Raw genomic sequence first — 23,511 nt, 5'->3', positions numbered from 1 at the left:
TTAAGGAATCAGAATTTATTAATGCCCAGCTTTTTGCCCTCATCCTAAATTCTTCTCCCGAGGGGAGAAAGACTTTGAATCTGACTCTCTCTCCCAGGGAGAGAGAGTTGGGGTAAGGGCTATCCGAACATCAGCAAAGTCATAGAACTTGAGATCTATGGGTTTCTGCGTAGCGTTATGGAGGTTGCTTAACTATCTTTTCTGTCTTGGCTGCCACCCATCGTCAAATCCCCAACTTAACCATGCAATATACTGGTTAACTAGAACACCGGCAATGTTAATAATCTGACTGGCTTCACGATAGCTAACAGATGTTCCGTCAATGCCAGCATTAGCTAACTTTAATATCTTTTGGATCAATTGTGCTTGTTGCAAGGTTATTGAACCAGCGTCGTGCAATTTCTTGATCAAGCGTCCTCCCGAATCTTTTGGGGTAACATCAATGCCAAAGCCTGTAGCAAGATTTTTAGCCAATACATCAACTTCCAAACGTAATCCGGCAAGCGCAAGGTTTGGATCATCCTCGACAAGATCACGATAATAGTTGACGTTAAGGCCACTTGGCGAAGGCTGCAACCCTAACTTTATCATCCTTAAATTAGCTTCTGTTAGAGGTAAATTTTGTACTCCTTTTGCCTGTGGGGATAGTGGTTCCGCAATTACTTGCTCAGACAATTTTTTCGCTTCGAGGATCTCGGCACGCAGGCTTATTGATACACCTCCAGGCAAATCAGCTTTTTCTAATCGTTTAATAAGGCTTTCGATTTGTTTACGAAACATCAAGACAATTGTCAGAATGACGGATGGCCATGCAAGAACTTTGATATATTCGAGAAGAAGCTTTGCAATTTCCATCAGCTGTTTCAGTAAATAAAAACGACTTCTAAGCTTTCAATATTTTGAAAACATAAAAAGAGAGAAGTAAGCGAAGTAAGCCTGTAGTACTACATCACCAAGTATTAAGCCCGTATAACTTGTAATTCAACTCAGACTTGCTGGATAAGATCCATGCTTCCGCATTTTATCCAGCAGATTTGCGTAATAACATCCCTATTTACAGAACTTATACCGAAATTTTGCTGTATAACTCCAGGAAAGTAGGTAGGCTCTTACCCAGCACTTTTGAGAGTTATCCAGCATTTACTATGGCACTATCCAAGCTGCCCTTAACTGCTAAACCAGCCGAAAAATTTCTCGACCACTCAGTTTTAGACAACCCCTAAAGAGTTTCTTCAAAAGCTCGTAATGCTCGACTACTGCCTACCTGCTGTGCCTGCTGAATCACCCGATCAACCATCACCTTGATAGGTAATCCAGGAAATGTAGGGCTATTCTCAACAACAAGATAATCCTCACCGCCTATCACATAAATTTTGAGTCCCCGATCATAAATCCAAAGCTCAGGAACTTTCACAGCTATGTAGGCATCCAATCTAGTCTTAGACGTATAATCTGACTCAATTGCCAGATCTGGAGGTGGGTCAACCGCTAAATTAAGACGACTTTTGCCAATAACAGCTTCGTAGTTTGCAATATAAAAACAGTCATCCGGTTCTACACCTGCAGTTTTAAGCTTACCTCGAAATGTTGTTGAACCAAGAGATTCCCAATCACAACTTTGACGACGCAACAAAATTTTAACAATGTCAGATATTAAAATCTTGCTACGCCCATGATCAGGCAAAGGAACCATAATTTCTAACGTATTCTGACTATAAGCAATACGGCTATTGCGAGACTCACCCAGCTCCTGCAAAATTGATTCAAATTTATGCCAGCTAATGTCGGGAATTATGATCCGACTCCCCGGTTCTAAGCAAATTTTATGAATGGCGATCGTAGCAACCATATGCACGCTAGCGACGGCAGTGACTTTAGGATAACACGATTCATTAGTACTAATGAATCGCTCCGTAAGTTGGCCATTATCTGCTGCAAACACCATCTGCTTCCCAGCAGATAACCTCCCAACAGTCAGAGGCGTGGGTCACATTGCGCCTAGCAGCAGAGCTAACGCCTCACAATTGATTGCAGAAAGCAGCTCAGAACTGCAAACCTACACAGAAAGCGATAAGCAATCATACTTATTGTTTTATTCTTAGACTGGAATTATTCTTAAATAAGACTAGATTCAGCAATAATTAGACTAATCTTGACTTGGTATAAGCCGCTTTGAGTCTGATTGCGAGTCTTCCAGCAAACATTAGGTTGTTCAGGCATTGGATAAGAGATCACAATGAGAGATGAGAATGATGGCTCCATTCCGGAAGATAGGTCTAGGTTGGCACGAGAAGGACATAACAACGTTGCCTTAGATCCTCGTGCAGAGTTAGGGCATCAGTTACGTCAAATTCTAATCAAAAAAAGGTTGAAGCAGCGAGAACTCGCAACATTGCTGGCTATTCAGCAACCTGAAGTATCACATCTATTTAATGGTCACTTTACTCGATTCACAATCGATAAATTGATTCAGCTTTTTTATCGATTAGGGTGGGTGGTTGAATTTCAAATCCATCCACGCGAGATCGACTAAATATATTTCAGATAAATACAAAAAGAGTGTCTGTAAATTAGTTTATTTTTGCATGCTCTTAAAAAAAAAAAAATTAAGATTAATAGATTTTTAATCCTAAAAATCTAAGTGGATTGGTTAAATAACCTGTGATTATATTTTTAGGGAGAAATATATCTCTGAAAACCTTATTTTTGATGGGCTTTAATTCTAAAATGCCTTTCTGGCAAAAGAATTTATAGAGGTCTAGCTATTTAATTGGTTGATTTCATCTCAAGGATTTATACTTATTTATTCCATGTAAAAACTCCTGTTAAACACCTATTTTTATAGGAAAAAAACTATAAAATTAAAGTTTTTAAAATTCAGCTATTTTTCATATTCAGGGATTATTATTGGATTAAATATGTTGTTAGCCATGCCAGCGACAAACAACTTGATTAATTTTTTTCGTGCCTATTGGAGCATATTGACGCGGCGTAAAGAAGTTTTCACTACACACTCTTTAGGAGACACTATGACCGACTTAAGCAGTAGCATGACCAGTCAGCCAAGTAGCAGTAAAGGAGGATGCCCATTTACTGGTGCGACCCAGAAGTTTACCGCTGGCACTGGAACCTCTAACCAAGATTGGTGGCCAAATCAGTTGAACCTGAAGATTCTCCACCAGCATTCTCCCCAGTCGAATCCCATGGGTGAGGTCTTTAACTACGCTGAAGCGTTTAAAAGTCTTGATTTAAATGCCGTTAAGAGAGATATTTTCGATCTGATGAGAACATCTCAGGATTGGTGGCCAGCAGACTACGGTCACTATGGACCATTCTTTATCCGGATGTCCTGGCACAGTGCTGGTACCTACCGCATCAGCGACGGACGTGGTGGCGGTGGCACCGGCAACCAACGGTTTGCTCCCGTTAACAGCTGGCCTGATAATGGCAACCTTGATAAGGCTCGCCGGTTGCTTTGGCCCATCAAGCAGAAATATGGCAGGAAAATCTCCTGGGCCGATCTGATGATCCTCGCTGGTAACTGTGCCCTGGAGTCAATGGGGTTCAAAACCTTTGGCTTTGCCGGTGGACGTGAAGATATTTGGGAGCCTGAGGAAGACATTTATTGGGGCTCTGAGTCTGAATGGCTTGGCGACAAGCGCTACACCGGTGACCGCGAACTTGAAAATCCGCTGGGTGCGGTTCAAATGGGTCTTATCTATGTGAATCCAGAAGGTCCCAATGGCCGTCCTGACCCAATCGCTTCAGGCCAAGACATTCGCGAGACCTTTGGTCGGATGGCGATGAATGACGAAGAGACTGTTGCCCTCGTTGCCGGTGGGCACACCTTTGGTAAATGCCACGGTGCTGGCGACGCCGCATTGGTGGGTCCTGAACCCGAGGCGGCTCGCATTGAAGAGCAGGGTCTAGGTTGGAAGAACAGCTTTGGTAGCGGTGTCGGTGTTCATGCGATCACCAGCGGCATTGAAGGGGCATGGACCACCAACCCAGTGAAATGGGATAACAACTACTTTGAAAACCTATTTGGTTATGAGTGGGAGCTAACAAAAAGTCCTGCCGGTGCCCACCAGTGGGTTCCCAAAGGAGGTGTTGCTGACGATGCGGTACCCGATGCCCACGATCCATCGAAGCGTCATGCTCCCATCATGACCACAGCGGACATGGCCATGAGAATGGACCCCATTTATGGGGCGATTTCACGACGTTTCCTTGAGCACCCAGACCAGTTTGCTGATGCGTTTGCCCGTGCATGGTTTAAGCTGACACACCGCGATATGGGTCCCCGCGTACGTTACCTCGGCCCTGAGGTTCCTGCAGAAGAGCTGATCTGGCAAGATCCGGTTCCGGCAGTCACCCATGAACTGATTGATGGGCAGGATATTGCAGTCCTTAAGGAACAGATTCTTGGTTCTAGTCTCTCCACCTCTGAATTGATTTCAACGGCCTGGGCATCGGCCTCCACATTCCGGGGATCTGATATGCGTGGCGGAGCGAATGGAGCCCGCATTCGTCTTGCACCGCAAAAGGATTGGGACGTGAATCAGCCGGGACAATTAGCCACTGTGCTACAGACGCTGGAGGCCATCCAAAGCACCTTCAACACGTCTCAGGCTGGTGGGAAAAGAGTTTCGCTGGCTGACGTGATTGTTCTGGGTGGATGTGCAGCTGTTGAGCAAGCGGCGAAAAATGCTGGTTGGTACGATGTTAAGGTTCCCTTCACCCCTGGGCGCACCGATGCATCAGAGGCGCAAACTGATGTGGAATCATTTGCTGTCCTTGAACCCATGGCGGACGGGTTTCGCAACTACGTTAAAGGCAAGTACACCATACCTGTAGAGAAACTGCTGGTGGATCGGGCTCAGTTACTGACGCTGAGTGCGCCTGAGATGACGGTTCTTATTGGTGGCATGCGTGTTTTGAATGCAAACGTTGGCCAGACCCAACACGGTGTGTTTACTAACCGGCCAGGGACATTGACCAATGATTTCTTCGTAAATCTGCTCGATCTTGATACAACGTGGAAGGCAACCTCTGAAGCGGAAGATGTATTTGAAGGGCGCGATCGCAAAACGGGCGAACTTAAGTGGACCGGTACCCGTATCGACTTGATCTTTGGTTCAAACTCTCAGCTGCGTGCACTTGCTGAAGTTTACGGCTGTGAAGATTCACAACAACAATTTGTGCAAGACTTTGTGGCAGCCTGGAATAAAGTGATGAACCTCGATCGCTTTGATCTTCTCGATTAGTCTCAGTAAATAGGCCTTCAAGGGGGGCTGAGCGTAGCCTCACCCGATGCTCGGGTGAGGCTATATAAACCTTTAGAAATCTTGAACGCAGATGGATGTATTTGCTGTTGGTCTCAGGGTAGTGTCTCTACTCAACAATCTCGTAGGTCAGGAGGGGATAACTGACTCCACTGTTGCCTGCAAGTAAGGAGTTAGTAAAGTGGTATTTAATCATAGGGGCCAGCGTGTTCCCCAAGTTGCCTTTTGGATGTTTGCTGACGGGGGATGGTACAAGACTTCGACGGCAGATCTCTTTAATAATAAAATCGTAGTGGCGTTTGCGGTGTCAGGAGCCTTTATCTATCCCTATGCTTCTATTCAGCTATTAGGCTACAACGAATACTCCAAGGTATTTCGTAGAAACGGTGTGGATGAGATCTTTTGCATTTCGGTCAATGATCCGTTTTCACTGGCAACCTGGGCTGAACAAGAGGGAGCCGATCAGGTCAGCTTTATCCCCGACGTAAATGGCGACTTTACTCGCGAGATGAGGATGATGGTAAATCTTTCCAGTCAAGGAATGGGTTACCGCTCTTGGCGTTATTCCATGCTAGTGAGAGACAGTGTGATTGAAAAAATATTCATTGAACGGGCCCCGATTGAAACAATTCCGGTGATTTCTAATGCTGAAACAATGTTGAACTACATTAACCCAGAGGCTGAAACGCCTGAGCAAACAGCTGTACTGATGCAAATGTGGCGGACGATGCTTTCTGACTAAAAAAGGGTGAATACAGGTAATGACATCGCATGACATCATGCAGTTCTTGGTTGGAATGAATATATCCTGGTGGTGTCAAGGAATAGACAGCAGGGGTTAGGGAGTAGGGTAGGGTCGATTCAATGCGATTGAAAATCGTTTGCTGGTTTAAAGAAATCCATAATGGCCAAAAATGCGCCACCTACAATTAGTAGACAGGCTAGCCAGATCGACCAGGTTGCTTCAGCCAACCCGCAGACGATCAATAGAATGGTCGATAACAAAGGAGCTGTGTAAGAAAGCGCGCCTAACACCTTAATATCACCATGTTTAACACCGTAGTCCCAGGTGAAAAAGGCCAGACCGACGGGACCCAATCCCAAACATAGAATCGCAATCCACTGCCAGCCTGTGGGTAAGATGGTTGGCTCAAACATAAAATGACAGAGCCAGGCCAAAATTGCCGTCGCCCCACAAAAGCCGCCCACGGCATTGGTGGGAATATTGCCAAACCGCCGTGACAATAACGAATAGCTTGACCAGGTCAACGCGCAGATAAGTGCGGCCAAATAGCCTGTAGTATAGCGAGGGTCAAAGCTTAAGGATTGCCCTTTGGTGATTAACAAACCAGCACCGATGAAACCTGCGATCGCACCTCCCACATGAAACCATTTCAGCCGCTCCCCCGGTAATAGTGCTGAAAAAAACACAATCAACAATGGCCACAAATAGGCAATCAAACTTGCTTCAACAGCAGGCGCATTTTGCAATGCCATAAAGTAGAAAAAGTGATAGCCAAACAGCCCGGCAATACCCAGAGCCCACACTGCTTTGGGCAGTTTTAGATGATCCAGCGGATTGCCTCCATCTCGTATCCAGGTGGCAACCCCAATGAAAAAGGCAACCGTAAATGACATTGCCGTCAGTTGAAACGGCGGGATCGGCCCACTAAGTTTGGTCAATAAGGCCAGAGTGGCCCACATTAAAATAGCTGTAAACCCAATAGTGGTAGTTTTTTTTCGACTCACACTCGATTGCACCGCAGCAACTCCCTAATGGTTACGCTGCCCATCATAGAAGCGTAGCCAATGGCTAACTTATCCAGATTTCAGGAATAAGTTAGCTGGATTTCGGATCCGGTGCGATAACGCTTTGGTGAGACACCTTCTAGCTGTTGAAACAAACGCGTGAGGGATGACGCCTGCTCAAAACCGACCTGTTGCGCAATTTGATAGATTGGTAAATCAGTATGCAGGAGTAGATTCTTTGCTTTTTTAAGCCGTAGGTCTTGAATATACACCTTAGGAGATTTTCCCGTTTTTGCCTTAAACCATTCGCTGTAATAGGAAAAGCTATACCCCTCAATCTGGGCTAAGTAAGCCACATCCAGATGACAATGGTAGTGTTGGTGAATATAATTCAGGGAACGAGAGCCGAACGATTGAGCCAGCAAGCTACTGATATAGTGCAACAGATGCAATAACGAGCCAGCTGGAGACGAGTTCTCCCCTAATTCACCCTGTTTATCAATTTCAGCTAACAAGAGTAAACGAAGAGCATGCCACCGCTCTTCAAAATCAGCTCGAATACCCTGGGATATTTCATGTCTGGCCAGATCTGCCACAAGATGAGCAGGAATATCGAGCACTAGAAACTCGTTTGTATCTTGGGCATAGAAATAGTGTGAACATCCAGAAGGTACAAAAAAGACAGACGACTCATCCAGCTCAAATTGATGTACCTGGGTTTTGATAAACAGGCTACCGGTAAGCGGCACAATTAACTGAGCAAAGGGATGATCATGGGTACAGCCCTTTGCAGCATAGGTTCGCTTTTCACCAATAATTGTCTGTAGCATGGACATAGCCTTAGGAACCCCACACTTACAATACTATCTCGCTTAGGTCACTTGCAGCTTGTTAGCCCAATAGGACGATGCGACAACTAGCAACCCACCAATTCCTTGGGCTAAGCTCGGTTGCTCGCCAATCATCACAATGGCACTGGCTACACCAAAAACAGGAATTAAAGCAAGATAAAATGCCGCATGGCTAGCAGGCACATGCCGCAATGCAGTGAGGTATAGCAAAAATGCTAAGGCATATTGCATAATTCCTGAACCAATTGCTAGCAACCAAAACTGTGGTGAAATATTGGCTGCACTGATCCCATAGCTGGGATTAAGCAGAGATAACGCCCCAAAACATAGCACCGTTGTCATCAAACCGATGGTCTGCTGCGATGTGGTGAGCTGTAAAGGATTTGCTGTTTGGATCTGTCGCTTACTTAAAAGAGCATAAAATACTGCAAAAAGTGTGCCCAGGAGTACGAGTAAATCGCCCCTGAGAGACGCATGGTCAATACTTTGAACATCTTTCAATATCAGTAAAGACACGCCGCCAAAACTAATGCTAGCCAAGAGTATTTTTCCTAATGTCAGTTTTTCACCTAAGAAAACGGCTGCTAACAAAATGGTTAGAATCACCTCAGTTGAACCAATTAATGTGGCATTGCTGGCAGTTGTCATCTTGACACCAAAAATACCAACCATATAGGCCAAAGCCGGTTCAAAGATACCGGCCACACCTTGCTTAAGTTGTTGCCAGGACAAGGGAACCTGATGCTCTGTCAGATAACAGACCGTAAAAAGAAAAAGAACACTGGACAGTAATTGAATAATCAGCAGTGTGGTTGCTGAAATTTCTGAAAGGGCAATTTTTGTCAGGGTTACCCCGACTCCCCAGCAAAAGGCATAGCTGAGGGCAATAATAATATTGTTCATGGGTTGTTCAGCAACTGGCAATATTTTTGTTCCACAGGGCAACTATCAGCTGGACACACGTCTTCTTCACAAAGACGACAAATTGCAAAACTTCGTAGCTCGCCAGTAGTCATCGCTGTCAGCATCTTTTCCAGCAACTTTGTTAGCTGTTGGCGTTCATCCAGACTCAGAGGCTCTACAGCCAGGTTCAACTGTTGTCGACGCTCGGTTAAAATTGCTCGCCGTCGACCTTGCCCTGCCTCCGTAAGAAATAGGGCAAGGGTGCGACCATCTGTCCCAGGTCGACGTTCCACTAACGCTTGGGAAGCCAAACGATCGATCAAGCGCACGGTACCTGGATGGGAAAGACTGAGAATTTGACTGAGGGTATTGATCGAAAGACCAGGGTTAGCACCCAATGTTACCAAGGCAGCAGGGGCTTCACCGCCATATCCAGCGTTGACTTTAACCACTGCATTTAAGGCATCACCAAGGCTGAGAGCCAACGCACCTAGAAGGTTTAGGGTTCTTTCATTATCCATAGAGCACATTCATCAGCCTATATTTATTTTATATGTATGCATTATGCATATATTTTTGAAAAATGAAATTGGTTCCCATGGTTTGCCATGGCTACCCTAAACTGCCCTTGATGTTTAATACTGTTTAGTTAGCGTCTGCATTACTCGCATTATGATCTCCGATTCTGCACCTCAACGTCTACCCAAGTATGTCTCTCAGCTCCGCTGTGGTCTCGGTTGGGATGCTCAAGCTGAAGCAGAACTAGATTTAGATATGGCAGTCTTAGCCCTCACTGCTGACGGTAAACTGGCCGCTGGAAAAGAAGGCGTCATCTATGCAGGACATCCGCATCACCCATCTGGCGCTATTCAATTACTCAATGACAATATTACGGGAGCAGGCGAGGGCGATGACGAACAGCTTTTAATTCGTCTACAGGTTGTGCCTGCTGAGATTACAAAGTTATTGTTTGTTGTCAATATTGACTGTGGGGAAGAGCAACAACAGGACTTTAGCCAAACTGAGAATGCATTTTGGCGCATCTTGGATAATGCTAATCAGCAGGTTTTACTCCGTTCCGCATTGTCTAACCCTCAGTGGCAAGGTATTACGACACTGTTTATTGCCACATTGGAACGTATAGAGACTCAATGGCAACTAGCTTCTTGTCTTGAGGCCAGTCCATTAAATAATCTCAATGAACTGCTTTATGGGTATCTGCCAGCCTAAACTTTTGTGTCTAAGACCAGGCAGGGAGTCCCTATCAGCTTAGTTATGCCTGCATTCTCTTTTTTCAAAAAACTGACCTGAACGCTCCCAGCGACTGCATTCTTGTAGCGTCTCAGTAAAGTTAATTTTAATCAGGGAGTGCATTTCTGACCCTAGGGTCTCTGTTGACAGTTCCTGGTTTGATATGTATGCATGGTGTGTGCCTATTGGATTTGATTGTACCCTAGCTATCCATCCGTCTCAAAAGCCTTCCAAAAGCGTTCTGACCGCTTAGTATCATTCAGGCTTTGTCCAGTCAAAATCCATTTGTTTGGCTGTTTTTTGAGCCAAGGCTTGCCCACAAAATTTACTCACTAAATATAAGCTCATATCAATACCTGCCGAGATACCAGCTGACGTCACAACCTTGCCAGTATCAATCCAGCGGATATCTTCTTGCACATCAAGATTAGGATACTGTTGGCGCAGATCGGCGATATCTTCCCAGTGGGTTGTCACAGACTCTGTAGTAATCACCTGAGCTGTAGCGAGTAGGAAAGCTCCAGTACAAACAGATGCTGTTAGTTTAGCGGTTTTGGATTGCTGAGCAATCCAGCTAATGACCGGAGGCTTGAGCATTTCTTCGGTATGCACACCTCCAACAATAATTGGCACATCAATTGGAGGATGATTATGAAATCCATACTCAGGAAGCACTTTATAGCCACCCCGAGCAGTAACAATTTCCCCCGTTTGGCTCACTAAAAATGTCGTGAAAGGTGTGCTGCCAGGACAAATTCTAGAGGCCGTGCAGAATACTTCAAAAGGACCAGAAAAATCTAGAACCTCTGCCTGGTCATAGATGTAAATCCCTATGTTCATAATGACATCCTAGAATTGATAACTGCTTTCCTCTTCTACCATGGAGTGATCGGGGAGCTTCTAGTTTAATGACGTTGCATTACAAGACCTAAAAATAATATAAATCACTTACATGCATGCTATCGATAGCTCAAACACACTTCTAGCTACCCTAGTACACGGTCACAAGTTACACTAGAATTTGAATTTAATCATTTAAATCTAACGGCTGCCCCCTTGACTCTATTTAAAAACCTGCGCGGTGGCGCACTGGTAAGCATTGGGTATATGTTGTCTCCCCTCTCATGGTGGAATGATCTATTTTTTAACCTGCCCATCGCTCTGGCTTTTGGTTATGGGGTGAGTTGGCTAAATTCCCATTGGTTTCTCCCAGGCACAATAATTGGCTACTGGCTCTCCAATGTGCTGGGGATGATTATGATGCAGTTGGGAGCAATCGATATATTTCTGCCCGACGATAAACGGAACATTATCCGAGATACCTTAATTGGCTTGGGCAGTGCCACCCTCTATACAATCATTGTTTCTGCCTTAGTTTACTTCCACGTATGGGATATTCCTGACTTTATAACGGACCTACAGCTCTAATCTCCAAGAACATTTTCATAGAGATTTAAAGACTGTATTGAAGTCCTGTTTGGTCATGTTGGCTTTTACTTTATCGCTGTATAAAATCTTGATTATCTGCTGATCAATCGCTGAATATTCTGTGGTTTCCGTCCACTTTTGGTAAAAAATACTCTCTGGATATTTATATGAGTCATTTAACAATCCTAAAGACTGAGTAAGCTCTTCTCGTAATATATGTTTCTGAGCATTTTCATCGGTAGCCCTCAGTACATCAACATACATTGAGCCCTGGTATATTTCACCATTAGCATCCCAATAAACCCAAAGCAGTCCCCAGTTATCATCCACATAGGGTTTAGCGTTCGGCTCTATATCTGAATACTCTGCTGCACTGCCAAAATGAATTAAATAATTAGACTCTTCTTTAGAGGCTGTTCGTGTCAGCTGAATTGACTCACTTAGCTGGTTAAGCTCGTCGATAATTTTGGTTAACTCTACATCTAAATATGTAGAGTATTGCCCAGAAATAAATATTTTTATATCCGTCTCCCATTTGATAACTCGGCCTGTGGATTCACCAAATTCTGAACTCAGAGCAACCTCATAGAAATAGTCTAGAATCTCGTTCGTTTGCTCCACTGACATATTCGTGATCTCAGCATCAGAGCCATCTGCAGTGGATATTGAAGAATTTTCACCATGGGGCTTAAGACAACTACTAAGGCTGACAAGCATTAGAGTAGTGCCGACCAAAAAACGGATCATCAATTGCTAGGTGGCATGGGATTAACTAGCCGGATCTTAGCCTAATCAGCCGGCGACGTAATCTGCGATAGCAACCAATATTGGAGGCCACTTTTGGGGGCTATATCAGTGTGAATAACTTCAAAGCCAAGGTGCTGGTAAAGGGGAACATTTTTCTCGTTATCCGTTCTCAGTAGACAGGTTGAGTAACCGCTACTATACATGTCCCTCAGTGCTGATTGGAGCATCCGTTTGCCCAGCCCCTGCCCCTTGGCCTGCGGATGCACACCCACGAGCCATAGGTAGGCAAACTCCTTTGGTGCTTTGGACAAAAGCACATGTTCACAAAAGCCATCATGGGCTTGTAAACGATTAAATGCATCAAAACCCATGTTCAACGGCGTCCAAATCAATCCGCTCCGGAGTAGCTGAAATAGATTCAAGGGAAGGACATGCCCTGGTAGCCAGGCAAGTACGCCATGTTCTGGAGCAAATTGAACGTTACCGTAAAGCATAGCAGAACGGATAATGGGTAGAAAAAGCTGTGCCAGATTTCTCTCCCGTGTTGCAGCATCGGGAAATAGATAGGCCATAAAGATGTCTTGGGCAAAGGCTGCGCCTAAAACGTCAGCAGCCGTTTCTTGTTGAGCAGTGGTTAAGGTATTCTCTGATTGTTTAATCATAATTCACTACCAAGCTTGGTTTAGACCTTTCCCCATGATTGAGTCTTGGTGCAGGGCAAGAAGTCTTCTGGCAACAGCAGACCTAGACCCCAACCTAAGAGGGGATAGATAGCCCAGGTAATTGTGCCGCTGAGGGTGACGTTTAGGGCAAGTAAAAAGGCATTGACAACCGCATAGGTTTTCAGACTCTGTTGGAATTTCTGGCGCTTTGAAGCTTGCATAGAGACGGACTGCTTGGGCACGGGTACCTGTTGCAAAGTTTGCTCTGCCTGCTGGAGAACCTCTGGGGAGATGCCTAGGTCAGTAGCCATTTCTATGAGTTGCGATCGCGAAAATCCATCTTCCTGCCGCTGTCCCATGGCCGCCACCAAAATTTGCCGCACCTGCTCAGCTGAGTAACTTTCTGCCATTACTAAACCTCCCTACAAACATCATTCAATATTTACGCTGTCAACTTAAAGATAGCCAATCATATTGACACTGTCAACATGGTTTTTTCGCCTGCCTTGGGGCCATTAGATAAATACGCTAAAGCTCCTTACACCAAGCTTTCAGGGCGCTGTAAGCCGCCAATGCCTTAGAAGTTCCTGAGAATTCAAGCCAATATACAGACCTGTCTATATAATTGAAGTTGTGAGCGACCTTAGACGGCTATTCTTGTCAGCTGTTTTTGGCTTATAAGTACAGACCTGTCTACCTATGCAGTTGCGTAAAGGAGATCCTTGACTATGAAACTTAATAAACGAAATCTCCAAGAACAAAATGATCATATTTACGATGCAGTTGTTGTAGGAGGCGGAGCCGGTGGTCTCTCTGCAGGGATCTATCTGCAACGCTATCTTCTCAATACCCTGATTATTGATAAGGGCAAAGCTCGCTCATTGTGGATGCAGGAATTACACAACTACCTGGGTCTGCCTCCGGATACGCCAGGACGGGAACTGCTTAAGCAAGGGAAAGAGCATTATCTTTCTCTGAATGGCGACTGGCTGAATGCTTTTGTAGAAGACGTGACCGACGCAGGCGACTATTTTATTGTGCGTGTCAAAATTGGACGTAGCAACAGTGTCTATCACAGCTTTAAGACCCGCTATTTAGTTGCTGCCAGCGGTGTAATTGATCATCTGCCCCAGCTTGAAAATATGCAAAATGTCTTTGATTATGCTGGCTACAATCTGCATGTGTGCCTGATTTGTGATGGCTATGAAGTTGTTGATCAGCGTGTGGGTATTTTTGGTGCCAGCGAAGCCAGCCTGGGGGTTGCCGAACCGTTAAGCTGGTTTACTCGCGATATTGTTCTATTGACCAATGGACAGTTTGAGGTCAGTCCAGAACGTAAAAAGTCTCTAGCTGACCAAGGCTTTGAATTAGTTGAAACGCCCATTAAGCAATTCCTCGGTGAAAACCATCAGATGACTGGTGTGGAGCTAGAAAATGGCTCCAAGGTTCAGCTGCAAGCTGGGCTAGTTTCCATGGGCTCTCGCTACCACAGCGATTACTTAAACGGTATTGATCTGGACTATAAAGGCGGCAACCTGATTACGGATGATATGTTGCGCACATCTCACCCACGTATCTTTGCCATTGGTGACCTTAAAGTCGGTATGAATCAGGTGATTGTGGCCGCCTCTGATGGCGCAAAGGCAGCTACCCAAATTTGGCGAGACATTCGCCGGGTAGAAGGTAGCCGACGTGCTGGGAAAGCAATTGCCGCCTAATAAATTTGTTGTTGCTGAGGATCGGCAACAACAAAAATCTCTTTTACCATCTCTATGTCTTTTCAGAATCATGCTCCCTATTACTATTGAACGTATCCTCCATGCCATAGCCCTTACTAGTCTGGTATCTTCATTTGCCCCCGTTGCCGTCGCTCAACCGTCTACTAACTTGGTAGATGCTGTACCTGAAGAGATCGCCTTAGATCTGAGATCGCCTGACGTACGCAACGGAACTTATCTCTTTAGTAGTGACCTACAGCCAACGTCATCCGATAGCCTTGCTGACAGCTCTGAATCTGCAACTGTTGAATATATGGTGTTACAGCTAGAAGAGAATCAAGTAGTCGGTGGATTCTATCAGCCACTATCAGAATATAGCTGTTTTACAGGAACTGTTCATGGAGAGAGTCTGGATTTGTGGGTGTCTCCTCCTGGTACCACAGAGGTTTATCCCTACAGCATTTTGACCCAGCTACAGCCTACCATAGCGGGGCATCCAGAGGCGACTGGTCTAGCCCCCTATGAACTAGAACTCAGAGATGCCCATCGTCTTAGCACGCTGGATCAGGTGAGCCAAAATGTTCTTAATGCTTGTCTGATTGAGCTGAGCGTTCGTTAACCTAGAAAAGGATAGTCGGGTCCCAAAGGCGTAACCCAGTTGCAGGAGGGGTCACCGAAGATTTAACGCGACAAATATCAGAGCATCACAACGATGACCTACAATGAATAGGTTTATGATCATGTTGCTAGAGCTGCCATGGGTTATTTTCGTTCTGCCATTGATGCGATGACGGGGTATGTACCTGGTGAACAGCCGGCACCAGGTACCAGGGTAATCAAACTCAACACCAATGAGAATCCTTATCCTCCTTCACCTCAGGTGGCAGTAGCGTTAAAAAATATCAATCTTGATCAGCTCAGACGCTATCCTGAGCCATCTGCCAGAGAGTTTCGTCAGGCAATTAGCGAGGTATTTCAGATACCTGCGGATTGGGTGATTGTGGGTAATGGCAGTGACGACATTTTGAATCTTTTGGTACGGGCCTGTGCTGAAGGGGATAATCGTAAAGTTGTCTATCCCATACCCACCTATGTGCTTTACAAGACACTGTCTGCAATACAAACCGCCGATATCGTTGAGATTCCCTATCCTCAGAATTTTCAGTTACCTATCGAGGCGCTAATTGCAGCAAACGGTGCACTCACATTTGTTGCCTCTCCCAATAGCCCCTCCGGTCACATGGTGTCCTTGGATGATTTACGGGCTCTGGCTCAAAATGTGTCAGGTGTGGTTGTGATTGATGAAGCCTACGTGGATTTTGCTGAATTCTCGGCCCTACCATTGGTGCAGGAATTTGAGAATGTTATTGTCTTACGAACACTGTCCAAAGGCTATGCTCTGGCTGGGTTGCGGGTGGGTTTTGGCATTGCCAATCCGACGTTATTAGCAGGGCTGTTGAAGGTGAAGGATAGCTATAACGTGGATGCGATCGCAATCACCTTAGGCGCAGCCGCCATCCGTGATCAAAATTATAAAAATGCCCGTGCCAGTCAAATTAAAGCCTCCCGGTCTAAGCTATCCATCGATTTAAAGCGTTTAGGATTTTCAGTCCCTGAATCCCATGGCAATTTTATCCTGGCCACACCCAACAGCCACCCTGCAGAGTCGCTGTATCTAGCTCTAAAAGAGCAAGGAATTCTTGTCCGTTATTTTAAGCAACCTGGCTTGGAGGATAAACTACGCATCTCCATCGGGACTGAGGAAGAAAACAAAACACTCATAGAAGCATTAGCTAGCTTGATTCAAAACAACCCATAAAAATTTCTCTATTGAGTTAAATATAGGGAAAGGTCAACCAATTTCGGTGTAACGTTGCGCCGAAATTGGCTTGCATACTATCTGATATGTGCTTAAACCAGATATTTGATTAAGTAATGTCTCATTTACTGAAAAAAGATAACATGTTCAGAAAGGTCCGTCGGTAATTTCTGTTCTCGCATATGATTAATCTAATAACTTAAGTTAGTGATTTTGCGAAAAGTCGTTTCGCTTTTTCTAAATCAAGTAGTACGAATCTATTTGATAGCGGTGTGTAGCGGGCACTGACATGAAGAGTCCCGCGTGTAAACTTCTGCTCTAACTGTAGTATGCTTGCCATAGGGCTACTGTATTCCTTCTTCTGGTCTGGTTGGAGACAGAGGGTATGACCCAGGAGGACATATGATCATTTTTCACAATGCTTTGTTTAGGCGTTATTCCCTGGCTTACATTTGTTGAAGATAAAGTTGTTCTAGCGAGCTATTACAGCTTTACAGAGAATTAGCGCTCTATAGAATTCTATAGGCGGTCCCTGACAAGGATCAGAGAAATTTTGGTCTGAGACTTCTGTCTGAGCGCGATCTAAGCTGGCGATCTCGGTGAGGTGATCGTTAAACTCTCCTGTTTAGCCTTGGTTTTAAGCACCATGGTGCCAGCTTTTGTTGGTTTCTATTTTAGAGAATATGGTTGAAACATCACTCTCAGTAGAAAACTGGGTGGCTGTTAGCCAAATGTTTGGGTTGACCGATTTAGTTGATGAGGTGAATGGATCAACAACATCGACTTCAACACCAGTTTTACTATCTTCTTTTCTCCACCATGGCCAGTTAACAGTTGTAGCTAGTGACAACCAAGGTACATTATTTACTAATCCCACGGACCTCAGCGCCAGGATAACCTTTATCCCTGATGTCAATGGACGATGGTTTATTGAGCGTCCACGCCCGATAGATCAAGCAGAATCAGAAATATTGGAACTTGATTCCCAAGGCAGTGAAGAGTGGGCCAATGTAGCAACTGTTGACTCTTATCGTCCTTTAGGTGCAATCCTCTTTAGGCGAGAAAGCTGGGATGACAATACATATAAAAAGGTTGGAACACAGATAACAAAAGGACTAGATCCTGGAGAAAACATCTACTTAGTCTGTAATTTCTATCGTGAAGGCTATGAGGTGCCGGGGAATGTCAATCTCGCTACCAATTTGTATTCTTCGAACAGCGATAGTATAACCGTTTGGTGGTTCCTTGAGGTTGATCAGGAGGAACCTACTCGAGGTGAATTTACAGTCAAAGCTACCTCGAGACGTCTATTTACCAATAACTTTGATCGCACATTAACATTTTATTTTGTGGCTGAGGGAACATGGCAAATTTTCCCAACCGGTCAGTTAATTGAATATATCGGTTATACCGCTATGTATACAGAGGCAGCCGCTACATACCTTCTACCTGGGGCACCCGCTGGCTGCGTACTGGTGGGACGAGGAGAAACAATAAAAGTGGAGACTGGTGATTCTGGGTTAGACGGAGATGATTTAGTCCCCCTTAACGATCAAAGAAGTTGGTCGTTAGACCCAGGAGAAACAATTCTTTTCGTGGCCAATGGCGATCTTTCGCATGCTACAAAACATGAGGATGGGCAAGATGGAGATATTGATTGGACGTTTGAGAAGCATTCTGGTGAGATTGCAGTTAAGTGGACTGTAGTGGAGGTGAGCTAACCACAGAGTACCATTTTGAGCTCGATAACATATTGTCATCTGATGATTAACTGAGCGGTATAAAAAACGCTGCTGGCACCGATGATTGATTTTTTATGAAACCCCATATCCTAGTCACCTTAACAAAAGACGTTGCCCCTGGTCAGATTCCTTATTGGGAGGATGTTGCCCAGCATAAAGCAAAGGCTCCTACTCAGCTCACGCCAGCTGTGGATCAGGTGGCGAAGAAATATGGTCATTCGTTTCAGGTGACGCGGGAGTATAGGTCTGCTAAACCTAATGGTTGGGACCAACATGAACAAGAGAGCAAATTTGATCGCACATATCGTCTGATTTTGCAGCAGAATACAGAAATTCCCGCCGCATTAATTCAGGATATTACGGTTATTCCTAACGTCGAAGCTGTCAACTCCGGTAAGGTGGCGACAGCCGAGCTGCCGGTGATTGCTAAGGGATTGAGTTTTGATACAGATATGCGATCGCGCCGGGCCATCTATCTACCAGAGGCCCATGACTACAGCCAGGGCGATTCCAAAATTACAGTGGCGGTGTTAGATACCGGCATCGATCTCGATCATCCCGAGTTAAAAGAGGTGTTGCTTCCCGGCTATGACTTTGTCGATATTCTCGATGGATCTGGAAAGTTTCTCGGAGACTATTTGGACTATGATGAGGACCCGGAAGACGAGGTGGGTCATGGCACCCATGTCGCTGGAATCATTGCTGGCCAGGGCTTAAAAATGCCGTTAGGAGTGGTGCCCAAGTGCAAGATTTTGCCTGTGCGGGTGTTGGGAGCGATGAAACGTGGCTCTAAAAAGGTCGGCGCAGGTTTGGTGGATAACATCAATTCAGGCATTAAGTGGGCCATTGACCACGGTGCAAATGTGATCAATATGAGTCTTGGCATTGAGCACACAGACGGTGGGCTACCCCATGAAGAAGTAGTGAACTATGCTCGCCGTAAAGGCGTTTCAATTGTTGCCGCGTCTGGCAATGATGGCCAGGAACACCTTTATTATCCAGGGGCACTCCCCCATGTGATTGCGGTGGGAGCCTTGGATGAGTCAGGGGAAATCACGTCGTTTTCCACCTATGGCAAACAGGTTGATTTTGCCGCTCCTGGCACAGATATTTATAGCACTTACATCGGTAATGACTATGGTTTTTCCACGGGAACATCCCATGCTTCACCCTTTGTTGCCGGAGCGATCGCCTTGCTCAAGTCCTATGCTCGACAAAAATACAAGACTAACTTATCTGATCGGCAAGTGAAATATTTGCTCAAGCATACCGCCGACAAACTGGATAAACGGTTTAAACATCCCAAGGCAGGCTTTGGCAAGCTTAACTTATTAGATGCCCTGCGACTATTGGACTACAAGCTTGCCTGATAATAAAAGGTTGCTCACGGGGAGGCATACAGTCTTAGGTGAACATGATTATTTTATCTCCAGTTGACTTTGAGATCACTGGTAACTATCCTCAAGCCCACTTCATCGGAGAATAATTTAATGTCAACAACAACGGTCGACCTTAATCTAGTTGTTTACGCAACTCCGGAAGAAATTCAAGCCGATAAGGCTTCTCTTGAAACAGACAACTACACTGCAAAGCTGGAAAATACTGCATATGCTCTGCTCAATGTGATTGAGGCTCTCAAAGACTATCTTCCAGATATTGAGGTATATAACGGTGTTTATCTTCCAGTTACAGTAGCATCAGCTGCCCTGGCAGAGCTTGCGAGGGTAGGAGAGACGTTGAGTCTAGCATCGTCATCAGCAAGTAGTTTTATTACAGAAATACAAGAGTCAGCCGAGTCAGCAGCCTCTTTCGATCCAGGTTCAACCGCAGCAACAGAGGCTCAAACATTACTAAGTAACGCTCAGACAATACAAACAACACTAGAAGAAAGTATCTCAAGCTTTAATGAAGATTCAGGTGAGATAGTTGAGAGTGGTAATTTCATAAAGTCTGTGCCTGCAAATATTCCAAAAATAAAAGAAGTAGCCTTGCTGTATATTTCGCAGCCTACTAAAAGCCCAGCCACCAACAATGATCCTTTAGAAGTAGCCACAGCTACACTAAAAAGTGCCATTCAAGAACAGGTTACTGACGTTTTAAGTGGTCTGGAAGCGAAAGTATTAGAGGCAGCAGCCTTAGCAGCTACAGCAGCGGCTGCATATGATAATTGGGACACCCTAAGTGACCTATTTGGGATTGAGAGTGCTGAGGGGGAGAGTCCTACTGATGGGGAAAGCACCGATCTAGCTCTGAGTGAAGTGGATAATTGGCTGGTTGTTCAACAACAGTTTGGTCTCTCAGACTTACTCGTCGGCTAGGCTACAGGCGTTAGTAGGCTTAGAGTTTGAAGCACTAAGGTTTATTTGATGACAGTTTTTGCCTTGAGAAATTGAAATTTCTGACTTTATCAGTTTTTTATTGATTTATTGCGGGAAATTACCATGGTTCTTACCTACGCTAACGGTTCTACCACCTACACGGAATACACTGCTGAGTTGGTACTACAAATCAATCCACCAAGCGTCACCTTAGATTCCTATGCTGAAACAGCCTTAAGTAATACAGAAACCTATTTCATCAATCAGGCAGGAGATGACGATCCTAGAGATTACATAACCAGCGAGGGTTTGTTAAGTAGAGTTAATACCCTGACTGAAAAGCTAAATGGCTCTGGATTAGACAATATTCCAAAATTATTACTTTCCAGACCAATCATTTATGCCACCTTGATTAAGGCTGCCCGCGAAGACGAGAGCGTATCAGATGATGATCTTGAAGGGTTATATAGCTCGGTACTGCGAAATGTAAACAATATTCCCAAGCGCTATTTCCTAGCCCAGATGCTTACCCTGGTGCTCAACGATAGGCGCATTCGGCTAAAGTCCACTGATAAGCGTTGGGAACAATTAGACGACCTCACGCTGTCCCAGGGGCTGCCCATCACCATTGGCCAGGTGGAGCCTGCCGTTACCGACCTGCTTTCCACTCTTTACACTGAAGGGAATATTCCTTACTATGTAGCCCAGTTTGCTGAAAGAGACGACAATCCAATCTCTCCCTATTCCTTTACGGCCTCGCTTCAGCAGGGAATGACCGATTATTTGGTCAAGCTGGGTATTGAGATTGATGATGACACCTTTACGGCTGGCGGCTACGATCAGTACTTCCTGATGGCCTACAATGAGGCCCTCAAAACCAGTACGGTTGCTGAAGACCCCATTGATGCTGCACGGGTTAAAGGTGGAGAGACTACTTGGGATTTCTCTGTCGACACCTTTGAGAGTATCGAAGAACAAGGGGTAAGCTCGGACAATATTTTGGCGGCGGGCGCGCTGGACTACATCTACTGTATTGGGGAACGCATGCATGTGTTTGATGTGGCCAATGCACTGGTATTACGCTGGGCTAGCGGCATGCTGGATGTACCTGAGGGGACGACAGCTGCTGCACTTTACCGTTACCACAAACTCCGTAGCGAACGCTCCACACCTCAAGAGCGAGCCATGCTCTACCGCCGAGTCCTGAATCGAGGTGCCGGTCGCCTGCTCTCGAATATGGTTCCCAATGAAGATTTTCCTCGGCTATGGCACCAGCTGATGTCTGAGGTGGCTGAGTACATTCGTAAGGCAGAGGGCAGCTACTCAGCAGATGGTTGGGTTTCCCGAGCCCCCATTTACCAGGCAACAAAGAACCTACAGTACAACCTGAGTGAAAACATGACTGGGATGTCTCACCTACAGGTAACTGAAGACTATGCCCACTTGCAAGAGGCGCTAGATATCATCAAGTCTGAGGATGTGGTGATCTCCTACGGTGGTCGCCGTCAGAGTATTTGGACGGTGATTGAGCAGATTGCCAAAGAAGATTTGGGAATTATGGTCTCCAGTGCTCCCATTCGTACCGCTGCAGTGGAGGGCAACAAGGTTTTTCAGTGGATTGCCAACTTTAACGAAGGTTCAGTTCAAGACAGTATTTTCCAGAATTTCCTCTCTTCGGCAGAGGCTTGGATTATTGCCCAGGCTGCCATGGAAGAGGACGATGACTCCTTTGGGCAGGACGATGACGATATGGACGACGATATCGACATGGATGAGGATGACGATTTTGATGATTGGAATTAGGTAACGAGTAACGAGTGACGAGTGACAAGTAACGAATAACGAATAACAAGTAACAAGTAATAAGTAACAAGGACAGAAACAAGTTACAGGTTACTCGTTATGAGTCAAACGGGGTCCATTTAACAGTTCTATTTGGCGTAGAGAGGCTAAAGTGCCATGTCACAATTGATGTATGACGAAAATATTCAGACAGAAGCGCGGGCGCGGGCGCGATCGCTACTGTCCCAATCCCAATCATTCCGGAATATGGATCGCAATGAACAGGCGGCCATGTATAAGGACGTAGTCATGGCTCAGTGTAAAGAATTGGCTGATGAAGACGGTGGTCAATTAGCAACTCAAAAAGGATTGTCAACGGGCTTGGCTGCCAGTGATCAAATCGATGACAAACGCCATCTCAATGAGCGAATTGGCCCAGAAACGGGAGAGATGGCTGCTGACTTTATCAGTGATGTCGATTTTCCTCAATTTGTCGAAGACTTGCTCACGGGTGTTTTTGACGCGAACTTAAACGTCACCGTAACGCAGATGCAGGAATATCAGAGCCTGTTAAAATCTGCGACCAAATCCCTCAGCAGCTTTGTCAAAAATGTCAGTGATGAAGATGCCTTTGCCCACATGGCAGATAGTATGGGCGATCAATTTAGTTTTATTGAAGATGAGCAGGGGCAACCGGCCCTCGGTAATGCCAGTGGACAACAGCTAGATATTGGCGATAACGAAGTTAGAGCCAGAATTATGGACGCTAAACTGGCACTGGCTCAAGAACAACGAGCCCTGCTGCGAGAAACTATTTTGATGGGTATTTCTCGATTAGTGGTCGAACGCGGTACGGTCAAAGCAGCCGTTGTCTTTGATGTTAAAGCAACTGAAAAGATTAGTAAATCTGACAAGGCTGCCGATTCATCTACCACCAAATCTGGTGGCACCCGTGGAGGCGGCCTGTTTGGGTTCTTGGGCAGACGTAGTTCCAGCACGAACAAGCGCAGCAAGATTAGCGTGTCTTCTGCCAAGAGTACCGCAACTACTGATTTAGCTGCGCAAATTACCGGTTCGGTCGAGCTTGTTTTTAAATCTGATTACTTTAAGTTAGACAACTTTGCCTCGATGTATGGTGGGGAAGCACCAAAACCCCAAAAGCAGGCTCAACCAGGAGGACAACCGGGGCAGTATTTGCCGGGGCAGTAGCTGATGTTTTGTTTCTAGACTCTCTCTTGGTTTTAATGACATCGGGT

At 45.4% G+C, this 23,511-nt stretch carries 23 protein-coding genes; 13 read left to right on the top strand and 10 right to left on the bottom strand.

Annotation, left to right across the window (positions count from 1 at the left end; translation table 11 throughout):
- Nucleotides 1-192: 192 nt before the first annotated feature.
- On the bottom strand, nt 193-855 hold the full coding sequence (locus SPB21_RS05925; RefSeq protein WP_163664339.1) for a hypothetical protein: 663 nt from the start codon (nt 853-855) through the stop codon (nt 193-195).
- Between the two features lie 364 nt (nt 856-1,219).
- The gene (locus SPB21_RS05920) at nt 1,220-1,945 is read right to left on the bottom strand and encodes a Uma2 family endonuclease (RefSeq protein ID WP_499865947.1); all 726 of its coding nucleotides are present in this window, start codon (nt 1,943-1,945) and stop codon (nt 1,220-1,222) included.
- Between the two features lie 291 nt (nt 1,946-2,236).
- On the opposite strand from SPB21_RS05920, the gene SPB21_RS05915 reads away from it, so the two are divergent.
- From SPB21_RS05915 to SPB21_RS05905, 3 genes are all read left to right on the top strand, one after another.
- A complete protein-coding gene (locus SPB21_RS05915; protein WP_163703062.1) occupies nt 2,237-2,533 on the top strand; it encodes a helix-turn-helix domain-containing protein in 297 nt (98 codons plus the stop codon).
- 496 nt (nt 2,534-3,029) lie between these two features.
- Nucleotides 3,030-5,267: a catalase/peroxidase HPI gene (katG, locus tag SPB21_RS05910; protein WP_499865946.1), complete on the top strand. Its 2,238-nt coding sequence runs from the start codon at nt 3,030-3,032 to the stop codon at nt 5,265-5,267.
- 199 nt (nt 5,268-5,466) lie between these two features.
- Nucleotides 5,467-6,027: a redoxin family protein gene (locus tag SPB21_RS05905; protein WP_163664342.1), complete on the top strand. Its 561-nt coding sequence runs from the start codon at nt 5,467-5,469 to the stop codon at nt 6,025-6,027.
- Between the two features lie 119 nt (nt 6,028-6,146).
- On the opposite strand, the gene yddG is transcribed toward SPB21_RS05905, so the two are convergent.
- The 4 genes from yddG to SPB21_RS05885 form a co-directional block, all read right to left on the bottom strand.
- The gene (yddG, locus tag SPB21_RS05900; RefSeq protein WP_499865944.1) at nt 6,147-7,046 is read right to left on the bottom strand and encodes an aromatic amino acid exporter YddG; all 900 of its coding nucleotides are present in this window, start codon (nt 7,044-7,046) and stop codon (nt 6,147-6,149) included.
- A 68-nt stretch (nt 7,047-7,114) separates the two neighbouring features.
- Complete coding sequence (locus SPB21_RS05895) at nt 7,115-7,870, bottom strand: AraC family transcriptional regulator (RefSeq protein WP_499865943.1); 756 nt, start codon at nt 7,868-7,870, stop codon at nt 7,115-7,117.
- 36 nt (nt 7,871-7,906) lie between these two features.
- Entirely contained in the window at nt 7,907-8,788 is an 882-nt protein-coding gene (locus tag SPB21_RS05890; RefSeq protein ID WP_163664346.1) for a DMT family transporter, read from the bottom strand.
- A complete protein-coding gene (locus tag SPB21_RS05885) occupies nt 8,785-9,309 on the bottom strand; it encodes a MarR family winged helix-turn-helix transcriptional regulator (RefSeq protein WP_499865942.1) in 525 nt (174 codons plus the stop codon). Before SPB21_RS05885 ends, SPB21_RS05890 begins: the two co-directional genes overlap by 4 nt.
- A 151-nt stretch (nt 9,310-9,460) precedes the next feature.
- Between SPB21_RS05885 and SPB21_RS05880 the strand changes: the two genes are divergently transcribed.
- Nucleotides 9,461-10,018 (top strand): TerD family protein, encoded by a 558-nt coding sequence (locus tag SPB21_RS05880; protein WP_163664351.1) that lies wholly within the window; start codon nt 9,461-9,463, stop codon nt 10,016-10,018.
- A 276-nt stretch (nt 10,019-10,294) separates the two neighbouring features.
- On the opposite strand, the gene SPB21_RS05875 is transcribed toward SPB21_RS05880, so the two are convergent.
- Entirely contained in the window at nt 10,295-10,879 is a 585-nt protein-coding gene (locus SPB21_RS05875) for a DJ-1/PfpI family protein (protein ID WP_163664353.1), read from the bottom strand.
- A gap of 216 nt (nt 10,880-11,095) precedes the next feature.
- On the opposite strand from SPB21_RS05875, the gene SPB21_RS05870 reads away from it, so the two are divergent.
- Nucleotides 11,096-11,467: a DUF7980 family protein gene (locus SPB21_RS05870; RefSeq protein ID WP_163664355.1), complete on the top strand. Its 372-nt coding sequence runs from the start codon at nt 11,096-11,098 to the stop codon at nt 11,465-11,467.
- A 15-nt stretch (nt 11,468-11,482) separates the two neighbouring features.
- Here the strand turns inward: SPB21_RS05870 and SPB21_RS05865 are convergent, their stop codons facing one another.
- The 3 genes from SPB21_RS05865 to SPB21_RS05855 are packed head-to-tail and all read right to left on the bottom strand — an operon-like array spanning nt 11,483 to nt 13,286.
- The gene (locus tag SPB21_RS05865; RefSeq protein ID WP_499865940.1) at nt 11,483-12,214 is read right to left on the bottom strand and encodes a DUF2927 domain-containing protein; all 732 of its coding nucleotides are present in this window, start codon (nt 12,212-12,214) and stop codon (nt 11,483-11,485) included.
- A gap of 41 nt (nt 12,215-12,255) precedes the next feature.
- The gene (locus SPB21_RS05860) at nt 12,256-12,876 is read right to left on the bottom strand and encodes a GNAT family N-acetyltransferase (protein ID WP_499865939.1); all 621 of its coding nucleotides are present in this window, start codon (nt 12,874-12,876) and stop codon (nt 12,256-12,258) included.
- Nucleotides 12,877-12,896: 20 nt separating this feature from the next.
- Nucleotides 12,897-13,286 (bottom strand): 2TM domain-containing protein, encoded by a 390-nt coding sequence (locus SPB21_RS05855; RefSeq protein ID WP_499865937.1) that lies wholly within the window; start codon nt 13,284-13,286, stop codon nt 12,897-12,899.
- A 318-nt stretch (nt 13,287-13,604) separates the two neighbouring features.
- On the opposite strand from SPB21_RS05855, the gene SPB21_RS05850 reads away from it, so the two are divergent.
- The 8 genes from SPB21_RS05850 (at nt 13,605) to SPB21_RS05815 (ending at nt 23,464) form a co-directional block, all read left to right on the top strand.
- Nucleotides 13,605-14,594 (top strand): NAD(P)/FAD-dependent oxidoreductase, encoded by a 990-nt coding sequence (locus SPB21_RS05850; protein WP_163701904.1) that lies wholly within the window; start codon nt 13,605-13,607, stop codon nt 14,592-14,594.
- Between the two features lie 70 nt (nt 14,595-14,664).
- On the top strand, nt 14,665-15,213 hold the full coding sequence (locus SPB21_RS05845) for a hypothetical protein (protein ID WP_499865936.1): 549 nt from the start codon (nt 14,665-14,667) through the stop codon (nt 15,211-15,213).
- A gap of 138 nt (nt 15,214-15,351) precedes the next feature.
- Nucleotides 15,352-16,413 carry a histidinol-phosphate transaminase gene (gene hisC / locus SPB21_RS05840; RefSeq protein ID WP_163664366.1) on the top strand — a complete coding sequence of 354 codons (1,062 nt, stop codon included), beginning with the start codon at nt 15,352-15,354 and terminating at the stop codon, nt 16,411-16,413.
- 683 nt (nt 16,414-17,096) lie between these two features.
- Entirely contained in the window at nt 17,097-18,134 is a 1,038-nt protein-coding gene (locus tag SPB21_RS05835) for a hypothetical protein (protein WP_499865934.1), read from the top strand.
- Nucleotides 18,135-18,229: 95 nt separating this feature from the next.
- Entirely contained in the window at nt 18,230-19,525 is a 1,296-nt protein-coding gene (locus SPB21_RS05830; protein WP_499865933.1) for a S8 family peptidase, read from the top strand.
- Nucleotides 19,526-19,645: 120 nt separating this feature from the next.
- Nucleotides 19,646-20,473, top strand: a complete 828-nt coding sequence (locus SPB21_RS05825; RefSeq protein ID WP_499865932.1) for a hypothetical protein — start codon at nt 19,646-19,648, stop codon at nt 20,471-20,473.
- 123 nt (nt 20,474-20,596) lie between these two features.
- Nucleotides 20,597-22,276: a hypothetical protein gene (locus SPB21_RS05820; protein WP_499865930.1), complete on the top strand. Its 1,680-nt coding sequence runs from the start codon at nt 20,597-20,599 to the stop codon at nt 22,274-22,276.
- A gap of 156 nt (nt 22,277-22,432) precedes the next feature.
- Entirely contained in the window at nt 22,433-23,464 is a 1,032-nt protein-coding gene (locus SPB21_RS05815; protein WP_163664375.1) for a hypothetical protein, read from the top strand.
- Nucleotides 23,465-23,511 lie beyond the last annotated feature (47 nt).

The sequence above is a fragment of the Leptothoe sp. ISB3NOV94-8A genome, from assembly GCF_043421595.1.
GTDB classification, from domain to species: domain Bacteria; phylum Cyanobacteriota; class Cyanobacteriia; order Phormidesmidales; family Phormidesmidaceae; genus Leptothoe; species Leptothoe turfae.
This window is presented reverse-complemented; position numbering and strand designations above follow the sequence as displayed.